The sequence below is a fragment of the Telluribacter sp. genome (assembly GCF_035998675.1).
Classification (GTDB): Bacteria; Bacteroidota; Bacteroidia; order Cytophagales; family Spirosomataceae; genus Telluribacter.
Genome location: NZ_DASYHI010000005.1, coordinates 44,730 through 63,329, shown reverse-complemented (window position 1 = coordinate 63,329; position 18,600 = coordinate 44,730). Strand labels below are relative to the sequence as shown.

General features: G+C 51.3%; 12 protein-coding genes. 11 read left to right on the top strand and 1 reads right to left on the bottom strand.

Features of this window, described 5'->3' with window-relative positions:
- Positions 1–74 precede the first annotated feature (74 nt).
- From VGN67_RS01510 to VGN67_RS01460, 11 genes are all read left to right on the top strand, one after another.
- A complete protein-coding gene (locus VGN67_RS01510) occupies positions 75–1,571 on the top strand; it encodes an L-fucose/L-arabinose isomerase family protein (RefSeq protein ID WP_327484989.1) in 1,497 nt (498 codons plus the stop codon).
- A 70-nt stretch (positions 1,572–1,641) separates the two neighbouring features.
- Positions 1,642–4,833, top strand: coding sequence for a TonB-dependent receptor (locus VGN67_RS01505; protein WP_327484988.1), 3,192 nt, complete (start codon positions 1,642–1,644; stop codon positions 4,831–4,833).
- An 11-nt stretch (positions 4,834–4,844) separates the two neighbouring features.
- On the top strand, positions 4,845–6,278 hold the full coding sequence (locus tag VGN67_RS01500) for a RagB/SusD family nutrient uptake outer membrane protein (protein WP_327484987.1): 1,434 nt from the start codon (positions 4,845–4,847) through the stop codon (positions 6,276–6,278).
- A gap of 35 nt (positions 6,279–6,313) precedes the next feature.
- Positions 6,314–8,857, top strand: coding sequence for a hypothetical protein (locus VGN67_RS01495; RefSeq protein WP_327484986.1), 2,544 nt, complete (start codon positions 6,314–6,316; stop codon positions 8,855–8,857).
- Between the two features lie 55 nt (positions 8,858–8,912).
- Positions 8,913–10,319 (top strand): sulfatase family protein, encoded by a 1,407-nt coding sequence (locus tag VGN67_RS01490; protein ID WP_327484985.1) that lies wholly within the window; start codon positions 8,913–8,915, stop codon positions 10,317–10,319.
- Between the two features lie 34 nt (positions 10,320–10,353).
- A complete protein-coding gene (locus tag VGN67_RS01485) occupies positions 10,354–13,296 on the top strand; it encodes a glycosyl hydrolase (protein ID WP_327484984.1) in 2,943 nt (980 codons plus the stop codon).
- Positions 13,297–13,304: 8 nt separating this feature from the next.
- Positions 13,305–16,295 (top strand): glycosyl hydrolase, encoded by a 2,991-nt coding sequence (locus VGN67_RS01480; protein WP_327484983.1) that lies wholly within the window; start codon positions 13,305–13,307, stop codon positions 16,293–16,295.
- Positions 16,296–16,394: 99 nt separating this feature from the next.
- Entirely contained in the window at positions 16,395–16,601 is a 207-nt protein-coding gene (locus VGN67_RS01475) for a hypothetical protein (RefSeq protein ID WP_327484982.1), read from the top strand.
- Positions 16,591–16,815: a hypothetical protein gene (locus VGN67_RS01470; RefSeq protein ID WP_327484981.1), complete on the top strand. Its 225-nt coding sequence runs from the start codon at positions 16,591–16,593 to the stop codon at positions 16,813–16,815. Before VGN67_RS01475 ends, VGN67_RS01470 begins: the two co-directional genes overlap by 11 nt.
- On the top strand, positions 16,800–16,919 hold the full coding sequence (locus VGN67_RS01465; protein ID WP_327485014.1) for a hypothetical protein: 120 nt from the start codon (positions 16,800–16,802) through the stop codon (positions 16,917–16,919). The genes VGN67_RS01470 and VGN67_RS01465 overlap by 16 nt, the downstream gene beginning before the upstream one ends.
- A 48-nt stretch (positions 16,920–16,967) precedes the next feature.
- On the top strand, positions 16,968–17,678 hold the full coding sequence (locus VGN67_RS01460; RefSeq protein ID WP_327484980.1) for an SGNH/GDSL hydrolase family protein: 711 nt from the start codon (positions 16,968–16,970) through the stop codon (positions 17,676–17,678).
- Between the two features lie 7 nt (positions 17,679–17,685).
- Here VGN67_RS01460 and VGN67_RS01455 read toward each other — a convergent pair whose 3' ends face one another.
- Positions 17,686–18,450 carry a GntR family transcriptional regulator gene (locus tag VGN67_RS01455; RefSeq protein ID WP_327484979.1) on the bottom strand — a complete coding sequence of 255 codons (765 nt, stop codon included), beginning with the start codon at positions 18,448–18,450 and terminating at the stop codon, positions 17,686–17,688.
- Positions 18,451–18,600 lie beyond the last annotated feature (150 nt).

The window sequence follows — 18,600 nt, the reverse complement described above, 5'->3', positions numbered from 1 at the left end:
GTACCTTTATGTAGCGTAAAAAATTTTGTCAGTTTTATCTTAGTGCACTAACTTTTTAGAAATAAACATAGATAATGAAAAATCACACAGACGTACAGATAGCCCCCGAAGAGAGTTCCCTGTCAATTGGGCATCGCAAGAAAAGCCGTCCCCGGATCGGCGTATTTGGGGTTGGCTATTTCAAATACTGGGGTCAGTTCGATGGCCTGCTGGACCAGCTAATGCAGAAGCAGGAAGTCTTTATAGAAAAGATAAGTACCGGTAGCCAGGTGGACATAATTGACTTTGGGCTGGTTGATGATGTCAATAAAGCTTACGAACTGGTACCTAAGCTAAAGGCGGCCAATCTTGATCTCATTTTCTGTGACATGCTCACCTATGCTACCTCCAGTACCTTCGGAATCATTATCAAGAGTCTTGATACGCCCATAGTACTGGTGGCGCTGCAGCCGGACAAAGCACTGGACTACGCCAATGCCTCCACCTATCTACAGCTGTACAACGATGACATCTGTTCGTTGCCTGAGTTTGCCGGGGTAGCGGTCCGGATGGGAAAGAAGGTACCAGAGATGATTATAGGTACCCTCCACGACGATCCGGCGGCCGAGGCCGAAATTGAAGAGTACTGTCGGATCGCGGCGGTACTGCACGATCTGAAAACGGCCCGTATCGGCCACATCGGGCACCCCATCGAAGCCATGCTGGATATGCACTCGGACTCAACCATGCTTACCGCCCATTTCAGCCCCCACATCGTACAGTGCGAAGCACACGAGATCGTGACGAAGTTCCGCACGGCCACTGACGAAGAAATTGAACCGGTTAAGGAGCGAATCCTGGACTTCTTTGATACGCCCGATCCGGTATCTGACCCTATATCCGAAAAGCTCAAAGATTCTGATCTGCACATAGCGGCGCAGGTAACCGTAGCCCTGGAAAAATTTGTCAAAGAAAAAAACCTGGATGCCCTGGCCTACTACTACGACGGCGAAGACGGCAGTGATACCCGGATCGTCATGTCCAACCTTATCGTGGGCAATTCACTGCTTACCGGAGCGGGCTTTCCCATGTGCGGTGAGTCGGATTTGAAAACCTGCATTGCGATGCTCATTATGGAACGGCTGGGAATCGGTGGAAGTTTCGCCGAGTTTCATCCGGTAGACTTCAAGGAAGACTTCGTCCTGGTGGGTCACGATGGGCCGCACAATATTGCCATTGCCGAAGGACGTCCGGTATTGAGAAGTCTGAAAAAATACCACGGCAAACCCGGCTTCGGTGCGGGAGTAGAATTCCAGATCAAGGAAGGCCCAATCACGATGTTGAGTATCAGCTCTACCTACGAGGGTAAATTCAAATTTGTAATCGCCGAAGGAGAATCCATCAAAGGACCTATACCCCCTACCGGTAATACCAATACCCGCGGTTTTTTCAAGCCGGATGTCCGGACTTTCCTGAAACGCTGGATGAAGGAAGGCCCCACCCACCACTTCGCGCTGGGCATCGGACACCACGCCGGTACCATCCAAAAAATCGCCAATTACCTCAACATTGAGTCGGTCATTATCAACTAAGTGAGAAGTACCTAAACCCTTATACCTTCCCTCCTAACCCTTGAATTTTATACACCTAACCCATTTAACCATGATACAATTTTTCAAGCATCGTTTAGCGCTGTTGCTCCTGGGCTTTGTATTGAGCATGGCCGCTTCGTTCCATGAACTCAGTGCTCAGTCGGCCGGACAGCAGGTTGTTCGGGGAAAGGTAACGACTTCTGAAGATGGTTCTCCTTTGGTCGGAGCTACTATTGCCGAGAAGGGTACCACTAGTGGCACTAGCACGGATGCCAACGGAAATTTTCAGTTGAGCGTATCCCCGGGAGCTACCATTGTGGTCAGTTTTATCGGGTACAGCTTCCAGGAGATTCCGGTAAATGGTCGCTCTGTTATTGACGTAGCGCTTAAACCCGATATGCAGCAACTACAGGATGTGGTGGTAGTCGGCTACGGTACCCAGCGAAAAAAGGACCTGACCGGATCAATCACCAAGATTTCGAATGAACAACTGATTCAGCCTTCGGCGAGTAGCTTTGATCAGATGCTTCAGGGAAAGGCGCCCGGCGTGCAGGTGACCCAAACCACGGGTGCTCCCGGTGGCAACGTTAATATCCTAATCCGTGGCGTTAGCTCCATTACGGGTGGCAATCAACCCCTGTACGTAATTGATGGTTTTGCCATTGGCTCGGGCGGCGGGGGCTCCGACATGCGGAGTTACGGTAGCAATAGCTTTTCTTCGGCCGGTATGGCCAGCAATACCAGCAACCGCGTCAACCCCCTGGCTTCCATCAATCCATCGGATATTGAATCCATAGAAATCCTGAAAGATGCGTCCGCCACGGCCATCTATGGTTCCAGAGGAGCCAATGGGGTGGTGATTATTACGACCAAGCGGGGCAGCTATGGTAAGTCACAGATCAGTGTGGATGCCTCCTACGGATTTCAGGAGGTAGCTAACAAACTGCACATGCTGAACGCCCAACAGTATGCCGAATACGTGGCCGACGGGCGGGATAATGCCTGGGTGTACGCCGGTGGCAAGGCAACCGACCCTAACTCAGTGAGATCGGCCTCTACCCGTGTGAGACCCGAATTCCGAAATCCGGAGTCTATCACCACCAATACCGACTGGCAGGATGTAATTTTCCGGACAGCCCCGGTCCGGAACCTGCAGGTCTCTTCCAACGGCGGCACTGACAAGCTCCGGTACTTTATATCAGGTGGATACTTCTCTCAGGAGGGGATTATTATTAATTCTGATTATAACCGCTTTAATCTGAGGGTCAATGTGGATGCCCAGGTGACCAAGCGGATCAAGGTAGGTACCTCCACGTTTGGGTCGTACGGCTACGGCCGGTTTGCCAATACCGAATCCCACTATGGTCAGGGCGGACTCCTGAGTAATGCACTGGCGGCCTCCCCCACCATTCCTGTCTATAATCCCGACGGCAGCTACTATTTCAATCAGGCCGATGTAACGGATGGGCTGGGTTTTCTGGCCAACGTACTGGCAGTAAGCGAAGGCACTGAAGACCGCCGGAAGGTCATGGATGTGGTGACGAACAATTTTGTGGAATTCTCTTTAACCAACGATCTTACGTTTCGGAGCTCAATTGGCGTAAACTTTAGTTCTAACAACATCAAGCTGTGGCGCTCCTCGGCCGTACCCAACTTCACGACCCTAAACTACCCAGCCTCAGCGGGTGTGTCCAAATCCGAAAACCTGAACTGGCTGAATGAAAACACCCTGACCTACAACCGGGTATTCAATAACAAGCATTTTGTGAATGGATTGGTGGGCTTCACGGCGCAGAAAAACCGTTTCGACCGGGTATCGGTCGGCGCCTCGGATTTTCCCACGGAATATGTGCCGTTCATCTCAGCCGGTATTGTCAATGCGGGCACCCAAATTGTTAACGAGTGGGCCCTGCTGTCGGTGATGGCCCGGGTCAACTACTCCTATGCGGGCAAGTACTTGTTTACTGCTACCATAAGACGAGACGGTAGTTCAAGGTTTGGCTCAAACACCAGGTGGGGCTCCTTCCCCTCGTTTTCCGTAGGCTACAACCTGGCCGAGGAGGATTTCATGAAAGAGGTCGGGTTTATCAGCAACCTGAAGCTCAGGGCCAGCTATGGTATTTCGGGAAATAACCAGATTGGTGACTACACCCATATCGGTTTGCTGTCCACCACCCGCTATATCCGGAACAATGCCCTCAATCCAGGGTTGGTTCCCGCTACCTTATCCAACGATAACCTGACGTGGGAAAAATCAAGGCAAACCAACATAGGCCTGGATCTGGGTCTGTTCAAAGATCGGGTATCGGTGACTGCGGATGTATACAGAGATTTAAAAACCGATCTGCTGCTGGCCGTGCAGCTACCCGCCGCTTCCGGATTCAACAGCTCCACCCAGAATATCGGAGACATTGAAAACAAAGGCTTCGAGCTTGGTGTACAGTCGTTGAACGTTCAAAGTAAGAGCTTTGCGTGGAACACAAACCTGACCTTCAGCCATAACCGGAACAAAGTTCTTAAACTGGCTACCGAGGGAGGAAGAATAGCCAACTCGGCCTACCAGATCACCCAGGTGGGCTCGCCTATTTCCAGCTTTTACCTGATCAACAAGCTTGGTATATTTATGAACAGCGCCGAACTGGACGGAGCCGCCCTGCAGCACCCCAGAACCCAGGCCGGCGATCTGAAATTTGAGGATGTCAACGGAGACGGGGTCATCAATCAAAGCGACCGCAAGGTTTTGGGTAGTCCCTGGCCTGATTTTACTTGGGGACTGGACAACAACTTCACCCTGGGCAATCTGAGCCTGAGCGTAAGCCTGGTAGGATCGCAGGGTGCCTATACCTACATTGATGCCGGTGCAGCCCTGCTAGGAGCTACGGCGGTACAGAACAACCTGATACGTACGGACAGAAGGTGGAGATCGGAGGCCGATCCGGGTGATGGGATTATGCCCAGAGCTATCCGGAGTAATCATGCCCTGGGCTTTGGTACTTCTTCTCACTTCTTGTTTGAAAATTCCTTCACCCGGATCAGAAACATCAAGTTGTCGTATGATCTGCCCCAAACCCTCACAAAGCGGATGAGGCTGAATAATCTGAACGTTTACGCTAACGTTGCTAATGTGTATACCTTCACAAAATATCCGGGTTATGACCCTGAGTCAAGTATTGCTGGGGATAATGTGGTGAATGCGGGTATTGATTACCTGAACTATCCTCTTCCCCGTACATACACCCTGGGTATCAAAACAACTTTTTAATAGCTACTACTATGAAAAAATATATCGCTTTCATGTGTTTGGGATTGGGGCTGGTTTCCTGTTCCGATTTTCTGTCGCTGCAACCGGAGTACCAGATAAACGAGGTGTCGTTCTATAAGAATGCCCAGGATTTTGAAACGGCGCTTACCGGTACCTACGCCGGGCTGCAAGGCCTTCACGATGCGGCTATTGTATACCTGGGTGACCTGACTACCGATAATGCCGAAATCAGGTGGACGTCCCCCACCGTGGCCGAGACGGAACTGGATGAAATGAATCCAACTCCAGCCAATGGCTTTCTGAATACGGTATGGACTACCAGCTTTGCCACCATTGCCCGAAGTAACAACATTCTGTCCCGTCTGGACGCGGTCAACCTGACCGAAGCCCAGAAGAACCAGTTCCGGGGCGAAGCCTTATTTTTAAGGGCGTATAGTTACTTCTATCTGGTTCGTCTGTTTGGGAATGTACCCATTGTGGAGGTTGCATTCCGAAGTCCCAATGAAATCATGGACTTCGACATGACCAGAAGGCCCGCCAGTGACGTGTACAATCTGATTGTTAAGGACCTGACCGAATCAGCCAGCCTGTTGAATGGTGTAACCCTCGCCAGCAAGTCACAGGCCTCAGCCGGAGCTGCCAAAACGCTGCTTGGCAAAGTGTATCTCACCACCAAGCAATACGAGCAGGCTAAAAACGTACTGAAGGAGGTGATTGATATGAAAAAATACTCGCTGCAGTCCGAATACCGGAGGCTGTTTATCAACGGCAACGACGAACTGCCGGAGTCTATTTTTGAAATCAAGTACCTGGCGGGTAATGTAGGAGAAGGTAACTCCTTTTCAAGCATTTTCACCCCGGCGCGTTTCGACATGGCCATGTTTCCGGGAAATATGCAGGGTTCAGGACGGGTCCTGCCTACCCGCCAGATGGCCAGTGCCTACGAAGCGGGCGATCTTAGAAGAAGGGCTTCCATCGGGGATTCGGTACGGCTGGTTACGGGCCGGTACGAAAGAGATTTGCACGGGCTCAAGTTTGTGGATTTCACCACCGGTATTGTGGGTGATGGCGGTATCAACTTTACCGCCCTGCGGTATGCCGACGTACTGCTGATGTACGCCGAAGCGCTCAACGAAACCGGCAATACCCAGGAAGCCTTTACCTACCTGAACATGGTCAGAAACCGTGCGGGACTTCAGCCCCTGTCTGGCCTGTCCAAATCGGAAATAGCGCTGGCGCTCGAGCAGGAACGGAGAGTGGAGTTCTTTCTGGAAGGCCACCGTTGGTTTGACCTCGTCCGTACCGGACGCTTACAGGCAGTAATGAATAAGTACTTCCAGGACAATGGACTGAAATTTACGGTTGCGAATCATGAATTACTAATGCCCATTCCTTTGCGGGAAATTGATATTAATCCGAATCTGGGTCAGAATCCGGGGTATTAAAACTGAAAAAGAATCCACAATACAGGAAGCTAGCTATGCGATTATTCCTTTTAAAGCCTTTTCTCTTATTCTTTTGTCTGGTTATGGGCTGCGGATTCTTTCCGCAGCCCGTCCAGGCTCAGAGCAGTATTTCAACTTTGAAAGGGAAGTCCTTCAACAACATTACGCTGGAGGCTTCCCTGAAACCATTCAAGAAGAACGATAAAGCCTACATCCGGGAGGTAGCTACGGAGATGTTTACCCAGTGGCACTCACTGCTTCGCCATACCGATACGGTGTCCGTGATGCTCTGGACCAGCGATGGCTCCGAAATAGTGGACTACAAAGGTACCCTGAGTCAACCGCTCGAATGGGCCAGGTACCTGGGCAACCCCAATACCAAACACGAAGTAGGCTCGGGACCGGAAGAACTGTCTATCCACGAGCGGGCCTACCTCTACATGGAAAACCCACCCGCTTTTACGTACGGCGATCTTAAATTTATTATTCAAACTTTAAAAGAAGTAGGCAAGCAGGTAACGGGTAAGCCTGTTCTGGTGGGGGCAACCTTTGATCCCGGTCCTGAGTTTGCCAAGTCGGAATTCAAGTACGTAAAGCATCCGGAAATACTGGGCGGCAGCGCCATGGGGCACAAGAGCTTTGTAAGTAGCTATTCGGTATTGAATGCCGATAAAGGCTCCTACGCCGGCTTCCCCACGGGTATTCCGGCCAATACCCCCTTTGGTACATTTTTCGGTCGCCAGAGCCAGCATTTTCTGAAAGACCTGGGCTACGATTACATCTGGTTCAGCAACGGGTTCGGCTTTGGGGCCGAGGGCTGGTCGGCTACCGGAGCTACCTTCACGGGTAAAGAATTTGAGCAGGAAAAACTGGCTGGCCTAACCGCCAAAATCAACGAATTCTGGAAGCTCTTCCGTAAGGAATGCCCCCACTTCCAGATTCAGACGAGAGGTACCAACCTGTCGGTGGGTGCCGACCTGGCGCGCGACGCGGTCAACCTGAAACAGATCTACGAGGGTGGCTACAACATGCTGCCTCCGCCTAACTCTCCCTGGGCCGCACTAGATGGTGATTTTGGTTTGGAAATGGTAGGCTACATGTCCCGCATGGCCGAGCTGCCCGACAACCGCTTCCTGTTTCGGTACTATACTCACGACCCATGGTGGCTCAACAGCCCCTGGCTGGACCGCTACGGGCGCGAACCCCACGACATTTACCTGCCCATGGCCGTCAGCCGGATTGATGCCAACGGGAAAATTGGTATCCCAACGCACCTGAACTTCCTGACCATTGATAACTCACTGGGCGAAATGCCCACCCAGGTACCCGATGAAGTAACGCCACACATTCTGAAAGCCCGCTACGACTCTCCGACCGCTCCGGGCCCGCTAGTATGGGTGTACCCCTTCGATGAGTACCACAAATGGGCGTATCAGTCCAAGGAGCGCTTAGCGGAAGTCTACTACGGCGACTGGTACATCCGGCAGGCGATCAACAATGGTTTGCCGCTGAATACGGTCATTTCCACAAGCTCCTTTCAGTCTGTACTTGCTAATAATCCAGAGTACTTCCGGGAGTCCACGCTGGTAACGATCGCGCCGGACGCGGGATCATCATTGGAAAAAGCCCTGATGGGATTTGTGCAGAAAGGAGGCAAATTGATCATTTTTGGCCCGACGGATCATTCCAGTCCGGCTTTTCTGGATTTTTTAAATCAGAAAAATGAAGCTCCGCTCGAAGGTGAATTTAAAATAAAGACCAGCTACACAACGGATATACTGGAAAAAGGATACCCCAACGTCATCAACCACCGGCCGCTGTTCAGCGGCGGTGGCTTTCGTACCTCACTGAAAAACCGCAACGACGCCGGCACCAAACTATTGGTACAGGTAGAGCAGGGCGGTAAAAGCCGCGATGCGGTGTGGGTCAGGACTAAACCCGAATGGCAGGGCGGAAAAGTCGCTTACCTGCGGGGTACTAACTCCAGCAGTTTTACGGGCGGCCGCCTGCTCACCCCTGACGAGCCGGATAAGTACTTCATCGGTCCGTTGCACCTGCGCTACGTGTTGCCCGAGTTTGGCATTAGCCATGTGGTAGAAAAGCAGGACCCTACCATCAAGAATCCGGTGCTGACCATAGCCCGTTCTAACAATGCCTTTATGTTCTCGGGCTATAATCCCAACAGTACCATCAGGCAGCGCTTCAGATTCCAGCAGGGCGCCCCGCTGTTGCTGGGACTGGAAACCAAACTGGATAAAGGGAGCTCTACCTACACCATGCCTACTTCCTGGAACCGCGAAAGCCGGGTATTCGTGGAGCAGCAGGATGGTATCGTATCGTTCAAGGAGCTTCATTCCGGGCAGAAGGGTATTACCAAGCGATACAGCGTAGACGGTCTGAAAAACGCTACGGTGCGAATCTACGCCGAACCGCAGGTCACTGACGAGCAATTTCACGCTTATGTCAATTCCTCCTATCCCTGGAAAACCGGTCAGATTACCTTCCGGAAAGGAGAAGATCGATTCGGGAAGCACTATGTAGTAGAGAATATAACCGGAAACCTGGTGGTATCCTGGTAAGCAGCCGCCTCCGCGCGGAACAAATGACTATTTGACATAAAAAATTAGTTGTGAAATGAAGAAGACAGGTTTATTATCGATTATGCTATGCGCAGGGGCGGCCCTGCTATACGGTTTTCAGACTACATCTCCCACTTCTGCTCCCCAGCGTCCCAATGTCCTGATCATCATGACCGATCAGCAGACGAATGACTGCCTGAGCCTGATGGGGAATCCCAATCTGAAAACGCCTAACATGGACGCCCTGGCCAAACGTGGCGTCTATTTTACCGAATCCTACTGCAGTTCGCCCGTCTGCGGTCCTTCCCGGAGCAGCCTCATTACGGGCCGGATGCCTCACGAAACCGGCGTGGTCTGGAACAACTCGGCTTATATCTCTCCTTCCATTCCGACCATTGGTACTATTTTTGGTAAAGCGGGCTATAACACCGCCTGGACCGGTAAGTGGCACTTGCCCGAATCATACCCCGCCCAATCGGGCAAAGACTCTGTAAATGGATTCAAGGTCATTCCTTTCCAATCCCTGGCCAAGTCCTGGGAACTGGGGGAAGATACCGACCGACCTATTGCCGACGCCGCCGTCAAATACCTAAAGAATTATAAAGATTCCAAGCCCTTTATGCTGGCGGTGTCGCTCCACAACCCGCACGACATCTGTCACGTACCCCGCCAGCCTGCTAATTATGCCAAAGCCTCGGAGATTAAAGCTTCGCTGCCTCCTTTGCCTCCTAACTTCGATCCTCCCATGAAGGAGCCCCAGTGGCTGGAAGAGAAGCGGCTGATGGACCACTACGGCGACGAACTGCTCCGAACCCAGCACTACAACGAAGCCGACTGGCGGGCCTACCTGTACCACTACTACCGGTTTGCAGAAAAGGTGGATGGGGAAATTGGAAAGATCATGAACGCTCTGCGCGAACAGAAGCTCGATAACAATACGATTATCGTGTTCACCAGCGACCACGGCGACGGGTCGGCGGCGCACAAATGGGCCGCAAAGCTAAGTCTCTATGAAGAAGCCGTTTTGGTTCCGTTTGGCATTAGCTGGAAAGGCCATATCCCCGCAGGACGAATCGACCGGAAGCAACTGGTGTCGAACATTGATCTGGCTCCTACTTTGTGCGACTACGCCGGTATCCCTAATCCGCCAGCGTTTACCGGTACCAGCCTTCGTAAAGTACTGGAAAATCCTGACGCTACCTTGCGCGAGCACGTGGTCGTGCAACTGGAAGATGATAAAGAGAATCAATCCCGCCACGCCCGTATGATCCGGGACCAGCGCTATAAGTACAATGTGTACAACCAGGGCACCCACAACGAGCAGTTGTTCGACCTGTGGAACGACCCTGGCGAAACCAAAAACCTAGCCTACGAGACCAATTACCAGCCGGTAAAGGCCCGGCTCAAAAAGAGTCTGAATCAGTGGATGGTCAAAAACCAGGATAGTATTCCAATTCCCTGACCGTCGCCTATATCCTCTCTAAATCCTTAAAGAAATGAAAAAATATACTTTTAAATCCCTGACTTTCCTGCTTCTTACCTCCTGCTGGATGGCAGGTACCAGTATTGCTCAGGATCTGAAAACCCTCCAGGCCGGTTTCAAAGATCCCCAGGGTACCTCCCGGGCCAAGGTGTACTGGTGGTGGCTCAACGGGCATACCGATACGACCCTGCTCAAAGAAGAACTGCGGAGTATCAAGAAGGCTGGACTGGGTGGCGTGGATATTTTCGAGATAGGCTTCCGACCTGACGGACTAGTACCCGCGGGGCCGGCCTTTATGGGCGATGAGTCACTGAACACGATCACAATGGCCATAAAGGAAGCCGGAAAACTGGGACTGGAAGTGGGTCTGAACCTAGCCAGTAGCTGGAACGCGGGAGGTAGTTGGGTCACGCCGGAGTACGCGGCGAAGTCACTCTATTTTTCTAAAATAAAAGTGGAGAAGCCGGGGCGACAGACTATTCAGGTACCTTTCCCGGACATACCCCGAAAAGATGCCAAAGGAGCTGATCTGTTGATTCAGTTCGGGGCCGATGGCAAGCCCCTGTTTCGGCAGGAAGTAGCGGTACTGGCCATTCCGGTTCAGGCCGGAGGTACCTACCTGGATACCACCCGGATCGTCAATGTATCCCGCTTTTTTGACCCAAAAACCGAAACGCTGAACTGGCAGGTACCCACTGGTTCCTGGGAGATCCACCGCTACGTCTGCTCCAACTCAGGTGACCCGCTGCTGCTGCCGAGTCCTAATTCCAAAGGGCCCATCATCGATCATTTCGACTCCACGGCTACCCGGATGCACTTCATGTACTTCATCAATCGTCTGAAACCGGTACTGGGTGATTTTCGAAAAACGGCCCTGAAAAACCTGTACCTGGCCAGCTTTGAAGCTAAAAATGCCCTGTGGACGCCATCACTTGCCAGTGAGTTCAGGAAGCTGAACGGCTACGACGTAGCGAAGTTTCTTCCCTATATTTTTAACAAAACCGCCTTCGACCCCTCTACTACCGACCGTTTCCGGCAGGACCTGAACCGGACCATTTCGGAGCTGATGATTAACAATCATTACCGGAAGGGAAAAGAAATTGCCAACAGCTACGGGCTGAACCTGATCTCCGAATCGGGAGGGCCGGGCCCACCGCTGCACAATGTACCCGTAGAGGCCATCAAAGCCTTAGGCTCACTGGATGTTCCCCGCGGGGAGTTCTGGATCAACCACGAACGGCTCGACGACACTAAAGACAGCATTGACCTGCTAATGCTGGTCAAGGAGATTGCGGCCGCTTCGCACCTCTACCAGCGCAAGATTACCGAACTGGAAGCCTTCACCAGTTTTCAGAACTGGCAGGAAGGCCCAGGCGACATGCGCCCCATCGGCGACCGGGCTTTCTGCGAAGGCATGAGCCGGGCCGTAATCCATGGCTTTACCCATAATCCCACAAAGGAAGGTTTTCCGGGCAATGTGTACGCCGCCGGTACCCACTTCAACGTCAAAACTACCTGGTGGCCCAAAGTTAAACCCTTCAACGACTACCTGGCGCGGGTATCGTACGTCTTGCAGGTGACCGACTTTGCCGCCGACGTACTCTACTACTACGGCAACAAGGTACCTAACTTCGGCACGCCCAAAAACGCCCGCTTTGCCGTCGGCTCCGGGTATGACTACGAAATTATTAATACCGAAAAACTACTGAACGACCTTACCGTCAAAGACGGGCTGCTCACCCTGCCGTACGGGGCACAGTTTAAAGTACTGGCACTGGACGAAATAGTGGGCAATGACCCAGCGGTACTCAAGAAACTGGAAGAACTATCCAGGGCAGGCGCCATTATTACCGGTACCAAACCTACCGGAGTATGGGGAGCCAGCCAAACCGTAGCCGACCGGCTATGGAGTGGATCAGGGGCATTTGGCCAAAATGACCTGAAAAAAGGAAAAGTGTTCACGGCTCCGGCGCTACAGATTCTACAGGCCATTAACGTAAAGCCCGATTTTGACTACCCCGACAAAGGATCACAGCGGCTGGACTACATGGGAAAAAGTCAGCCGGTACTTGACTTTATCCACCATAAAAAAGGCGATCTGGATTTTTACTTCGTTCGTAACACCAGCGACAAGTCCGTAGCGCGGCTCGTTTCCTTCCGGCAGCAGGGCAAATCGCCCGAACTTTGGAATCCGGTAACGGGCGAGGCTATTCCAATCAATGTCTTTAATCAGGCAGGTGACTATATGGAAGTACCTTTAAGCTTCGGCCCCTATGGCTCTTACTTTGTTGTCTTTACCAAAGGAGGTAGTACGCCCCACTACAAGGCCGTAACCTCAGCCTCTACGCACCCGCCCCTGTTTATGTATACTCCTCAGGGATTGCAGTTTATGGAGAATGGCTCTTACGAGTTAACGGGTACTTCAACTTCTAAAAAAGTAACGAATAACATTCAGGTCCAGCCTGTCAAAGGGGCGTGGGAGGTGCAGTTTACCAAGGGCTGGGGTGCACCCGAAAAGGCTACTTTCCCGGATCTCATCTCCTGGACCCAATCACCAGATAAAGGACTAGCGCACTACTCCGGTTCCGGTATGTATACCAAAACATTCAGCTACAATAAACCGGCTAATCAATCGGGCAGGGTCTACCTGGATCTGGGTAAGGTGGGCAAAGTAGCCGAAGTGTGGCTGAACGGTAAGCCACTGGGTATTACCTGGGCTGCTCCCTACCGTTACGACGTCACCGACGCCATCAAGCCAGGCGAAAACTCGTTACGGGTGGAGGTAATTAATACCTGGTCGAACCGGATTATCGGCGATATCAACGAAAAGGAAAACTACACCCGCACCAACCTAAAAGTACGGGGGTCCCGGGAGCTGCTGTGGTCGGAAACGCCCCTGGTAGAATCCGGCCTGATGGGCCCCGTTACGATTCAGCATGTTCAACCCGTTAACTAAGTACTCTAATGGCAAGCCCCCTAAATTCTGGCTTTCTTCTTCTGAAGCGGATGGGCAGTTGGAAATTGCTCAGCCTGCTTGTCCTGCTGGGAGCCGGTGTTCTGTTTTCTTTCAGTACCCCCAGAAAAGCGGATACGGAGCTTTCGGCCCTGAAAGCGGGGTTTAAAAGTCCACCTACTCAGGCGCGTCCCAAGGTGTACTGGTGGTGGCTCAATGGCTACGTGGATAAGGTGCGCCTTAAAGAGGAGCTGCTGGCTATCAAAAACGCCGGACTGGGTGGCGTGGATATATTTGAAATAGGCCTGCCACCCGCCAGCGACCCCAACGGCATCATCCCCGCCGGACCGGCCTATATGGGTAACGAGTCGCTGGATGTGATCGAAATGGCCATTAAGGAAGCTGGTAAACTGGACCTGGAAGTGGGCCTGAACCTGGCCAGCAGCTGGAACGCGGGCGGAAGCTGGGTACAACCTAAATATGCGGCCAAAACGCTCTACTTTTCCAAAACTCCTGTAAACGGTACTACTGCCGCGAAAGTTAAATTACCCTTTCCGACCATCACACCCGACCGTAACGGCAAACCTCGCCAGATTGAATATGACGCATCGGGCAAGCCCGTGTACCGGGAAGAAGTGGCGGTGATTGCCCTCCCGGCCGGTGCCAAAAATCTGACTGATACTTCTACGATCATCAACGTGACCAGGTACTTTGATCCCAAGTCCGAAATACTTTCCTGGAAAGCACCTGCCGGAGATTGGGACGTGTATCGCTACGTCTGCTCCAACTCGGGTGAGCAGCTGATTCGGCCCACGCCTAATTCACTCGGGCCGATTATCGACCACTTTGATTCGACGGCCACCGAAATGCACCTGATGTACTTCATTGACCGCCTGAAGCCCCGCCTCGGAGATTTCAGCAAGAGCGCTCTGAAGTACCTGTACCTGGCCAGCTACGAAGCCAAGGAATTTACCTGGACCTCGTCGCTGCCCGTTACCTTCCGGCAGTTGCACGGCTACGATATTTACAAGTTCATTCCGGCCATTTACAATCCTGAGCTGTTTGACGCGAAAACCCAGGCAGACTTCAACTTTGATTTTACAAAGACCTTCTCGGAGCTGATGATCAACAATCACTACCGGAAGTCAAAGGAAATCTGCAACAGGTACGGACTCAAAATCACGTCCGAAGCCGGTGGACCGGGGCACCTGCACCACATTCCCGTCGAAACGCTCAAAGCGCTGGGGTCGCTGGACATTCCGCGCGGTGAATTCTGGTACAACCGGACGTTCTTTGACAAGGATAGCGTGGTGGATCTGATCTGGCTGGTGAAGGAGATTGCCGCAGCCTCCCATATTTATAAACGGGGTATGGTGGAGGAAGAAGCCTTTACCAGCTACTGGGACTGGCAGGAAGGCCCCGCTGACCTGAAGGTCATCGCTGACCGCGCTTTCTGCGAAGGAATGAACCGGCTGGTCATTCACGGATTTCCCCACAATCCTACGGGCTTCGGGTATCCAGGTATTGCCTACTTTGCCGGTACCCACTACAACGACCGTCGCGCCTGGTGGCCCAAGATCAGGCCTTTCAACGAGTACCTGAGCCGCATTTCCTACATCCTGCAAAACACCGATTTTGTGGCGGATGTACTCTACTACTACGGCGATAAGGTACCTAACTTGGTACCGCCCAAGAACACCCGGTTCAGCGTCGGGCCGGGCTATGATTACGAGATTATTAATACTGAAGTACTTATCAGAGACCTGACGGTTGACAAGGGAGAACTGGTACTACCTGGCGTAGGCCGATACAAGGTACTTACGGTTGGAAATGAATCAGAGATGAATCCGGAGGCACTGGCGAAGCTCAGGGTACTGGCTCAGCAGGGCGCTATTATTGTAGGGCAGAAGCCCGCAGGCTCCGCCGGCCTGAATCGCCAGCCCCAGGCCAGCACCCAGGTAGCTACCGCCGCCAATCAGCTCTGGACCACCAGTACCTTCAACCCCAAAGCGCGTGAAAATGGAAAAATATACGCCAATGCTAAACCCGCTCAGGTACTGGCCGCTTTACAGGTAGCCCCTGACTTCAGTTATCCAGACCAGCAGGCAGGTACCCTGGACTACATCCACTACGCCAAAAACGGTAATGATTTTTATCTGATCCGCAATACTACCGACCAGTGGGTGTCGCATAACGTCAGCTTCCGGCAGAAGAATAAAGCCCCTGAGCTGTGGAATCCTGAAACGGGTGAGATTGCTCCTGTTTCAATCTATGATCAGGCCGGAAATTTAACCAGGCTGCCCCTTACCCTTCCACCCTTCGGTTCTTACTTTGTAGCGTTCACCAACGAGAAGCCCGGCGCACACTACCAGTCCGTGGCTAGCGTCAACGGTAATCCACCCAGAATACACTACACAGCCAACGGTTTTTATTCATTGGAGAATAAATCTTTTGAGGTAAAAAAAGGATCGGCCTCGCAGCGGGTAGAGGTACTATCACCCGTTACTACCCTGACGGGTGCCTGGAACCTCACATTCCCCAAAAACTGGGGCGCTCCCGACAAAACCACCTTCTCCAAACTTATATCCTGGACCGAGGCTCCCGATAAAGGCATACGGCACTTTTCGGGTATAGCGGCGTATGATAAATCTTTTGAAATTAACCAGCTCCCAAAGGATGGGCGCATATACCTGGATTTGGGCGACATAGCCGAAGTAGCCGAGGTATGGGTAAACGATAAACCAATGGGCATTACCTGGTCAAAACCGCACCGCTTTGACATTACCGACGCCGTCAAAGAGGGAGAAAATAAGTTAAAGGTAGAAGTAGCCAATACCTGGTCCAACCGCATGACCGGCGATGCGCTGACGGGCGAAAAATTCACGAATACCAACATTGTAAAAGCCAACAAAAACCTGACACCCTGGGGAGAAGTGCCGCTCAAGAAATCGGGATTGCTGGGGCCGGTGACGCTGATGAAGGTAAAAATCGTTGAGCCCTGATACCTGCTGGCATTTATCAAAGTGTATGTTTATCTTTACACAGCTGGACCAAACTGGCAAGAAATTGTGATGCCTGGTAGCTATTAATTAGTTTATGAAATGAAAGTACTGTTAGATATACCCGACCATAAAGCATCCTCGCTGCTGGAAGTACTTAATAGCATTAGCTATGTAAAAGCAACGCCCCTTACTGATGCCAAAGCTCTGCTGATGGAAGAAATAAGGGAGGCGGTTGAAGAAATGAAACTGATCCGGACCGGCAAGAAAGAAGCTCGTAATGCAGAAGACTTTCTGAATGAGTTATAATGTAAAATCCATTGCCGTTTTTGAGAGACAGGCCAAAAGATTAATCAAAAAGTATGCTTCTTTAAAGAAAGAACTGCTGGAATTAGTGCAGGTACTTAAAGAAAATCCCCAGCAAGGTACGCCCATCGGTAAAGACTGCTTCAGGATACGTATGGCCGTGCTTCCAAGTGAAAAGGTAAATCGGGCGGAGCAAGGCTTATCATTAATCTGGTAGTTGCTGAAAATTCAGTTTATCTCCTTTCAATTTATGACAAATCCCAAAAGGAAAATATCAGCGATAAAGAATTGGATGAACTTTTAAAATATATCCCTGATTGAATCTCCCCGCTCGTTAGCCACTTATCCATACAGTATTCCTATTCAATCATGAGAATTTTCCTCATTCTGCTTACTATGCTGGGACTGGCGGTACCTGCCCAGGCCCAAATTGCCGACCCTGATCAGTACCTGGCCGATGTAAAGAAAGAACTGAATGCGGTATGGCCCAAAAACCGGACGGTCAACATTGTTTTCCACGGGCACTCGGTACCAGCTGGTTTTTGGCACGACCACGAAGTACATACACTGGAGTCGTACCCGCACCTGGTCCTGAAGAAGCTTAAAGAACAGTACCCCTACGCCGTGATAAACGTGATCGTAACGGCCATCGGCGGCGAGAACTCGCAGAAAGGCAACCAGCGGCTGGAAAAGGAAGTACTGGTACACCGGCCCGACGTACTCCTGATTGACTATGCCCTGAACGACCGGTTTATGGGGCTGGAAAAAGCGAAAGAAGCCTGGGAAGACATGATCAAAAAGGCGCTGGCTCAGAACATCAAAGTGATTCTGGTAACACCGTCCCCCGACCAGCGGGTTGACCTGCTGGCGGCGGATAATCCGCTGGAACCGCATACCGAACAAATCCGGCAGCTGGCGAAACAATATGGAGTAGGGCTGGCTGATCCGTATGCTGAATTCAAAAAAATAGCCGCCAGCGGCAACCTGAAAGAGTATATGTCGCACGTCAATCATCCCAATCTGACAGGCCACCAGATCATAGCTAATGCTATTGCGCAGTGGCTAATTGAGAAAAAGTAAAGAAGACTTAGCCTTCCTTCTGCTCATTGTCATTGTAGTCCGGATTGGCAATGATGGCAAACTTGTACTTATCGCCCCGGTAGTAGGAACGTTCGATTTCTACCACCTTGCTTTTGGTACACACAACGGCGCTGTCTAAGATAAACATCGGGGTGGCCTTTCGCAGGTCAAAGTTATTTTCCAACGAATCAGGTTTCATGATATCCGCGCTCAGCGTCTGCTTTACTTCTTCAATCTTGAGGTGATACGTACTTTCATACACCTTGAAGTACGATATTTCGGTAGGCATCCGGTTGATATTCGGGCAGAGCTTCAGAGATATATACTTCAACTCATCCTTGATAATCTCTTCGTCGGCGTAGCGTAGCTGGTGTATCTTCAGGACCGGCCCGTCTATGATAAAATGTTTCCCCCCGATCTCGGAAGAAATCCCATCCGGCAGAATCGTTTTTTCGAGCACCAGATTTTTGGGTTGAAACCCCTCCGCGAGCAGGCTTTCATTAAACCCGCGGCGGGTGGCGTAGACGGAGCCCAGCGTACGGATCAGGTGGTGGTCGCGGGTACGGTTCAGTACGTAAGTACCTTTCCCTTTTATTCGTTTGGCCCAGCCTTTGGACTCTATATCCAGCAGACTTTTGCGGGCGGTAGTGTTGCTTACTTTATAATTCTTGATCAATTCATTCTCAGAGGGTACCTGATCCCCGGGTTGTAGCTCTCCGGACTGTATCTTTTGGATTATATTTTCACTAATAGCGATAAATTTGGGCTTCATTTTGCTATCTAGTCTGGGTGTCTAGAAAATACTAATATGAGAAGGATCAATAGATTTACGCTGCAATCGGCCGTTGAGAGCGAGCAATGAAACAGAGGTTTTTGAACTAATAATGTAAAAATAGACAAATAGCCCGAAAGTGAGCAATTA

Coding starts and splice junctions, on each gene's coding strand:
- VGN67_RS01490 (WP_327484985.1), top strand. CDS start 8,913: ATGAAGAAGACAGGTTTATTATCGATTATGCTATGCGCAGGGGCGGCC.
- VGN67_RS01480 (WP_327484983.1), top strand. CDS start 13,305: ATGGCAAGCCCCCTAAATTCTGGCTTTCTTCTTCTGAAGCGGATGGGC.
- VGN67_RS01500 (WP_327484987.1), top strand. CDS start 4,845: ATGAAAAAATATATCGCTTTCATGTGTTTGGGATTGGGGCTGGTTTCC.
- VGN67_RS01495 (WP_327484986.1), top strand. CDS start 6,314: ATGCGATTATTCCTTTTAAAGCCTTTTCTCTTATTCTTTTGTCTGGTT.
- VGN67_RS01505 (WP_327484988.1), top strand. CDS start 1,642: ATGATACAATTTTTCAAGCATCGTTTAGCGCTGTTGCTCCTGGGCTTT.
- VGN67_RS01475 (WP_327484982.1), top strand. CDS start 16,395: ATGAAAGTACTGTTAGATATACCCGACCATAAAGCATCCTCGCTGCTG.
- VGN67_RS01485 (WP_327484984.1), top strand. CDS start 10,354: ATGAAAAAATATACTTTTAAATCCCTGACTTTCCTGCTTCTTACCTCC.
- VGN67_RS01460 (WP_327484980.1), top strand. CDS start 16,968: ATGAGAATTTTCCTCATTCTGCTTACTATGCTGGGACTGGCGGTACCT.
- VGN67_RS01470 (WP_327484981.1), top strand. CDS start 16,591: ATGAGTTATAATGTAAAATCCATTGCCGTTTTTGAGAGACAGGCCAAA.
- VGN67_RS01455 (WP_327484979.1), bottom strand. CDS start 18,450: ATGAAGCCCAAATTTATCGCTATTAGTGAAAATATAATCCAAAAGATA.
- VGN67_RS01510 (WP_327484989.1), top strand. CDS start 75: ATGAAAAATCACACAGACGTACAGATAGCCCCCGAAGAGAGTTCCCTG.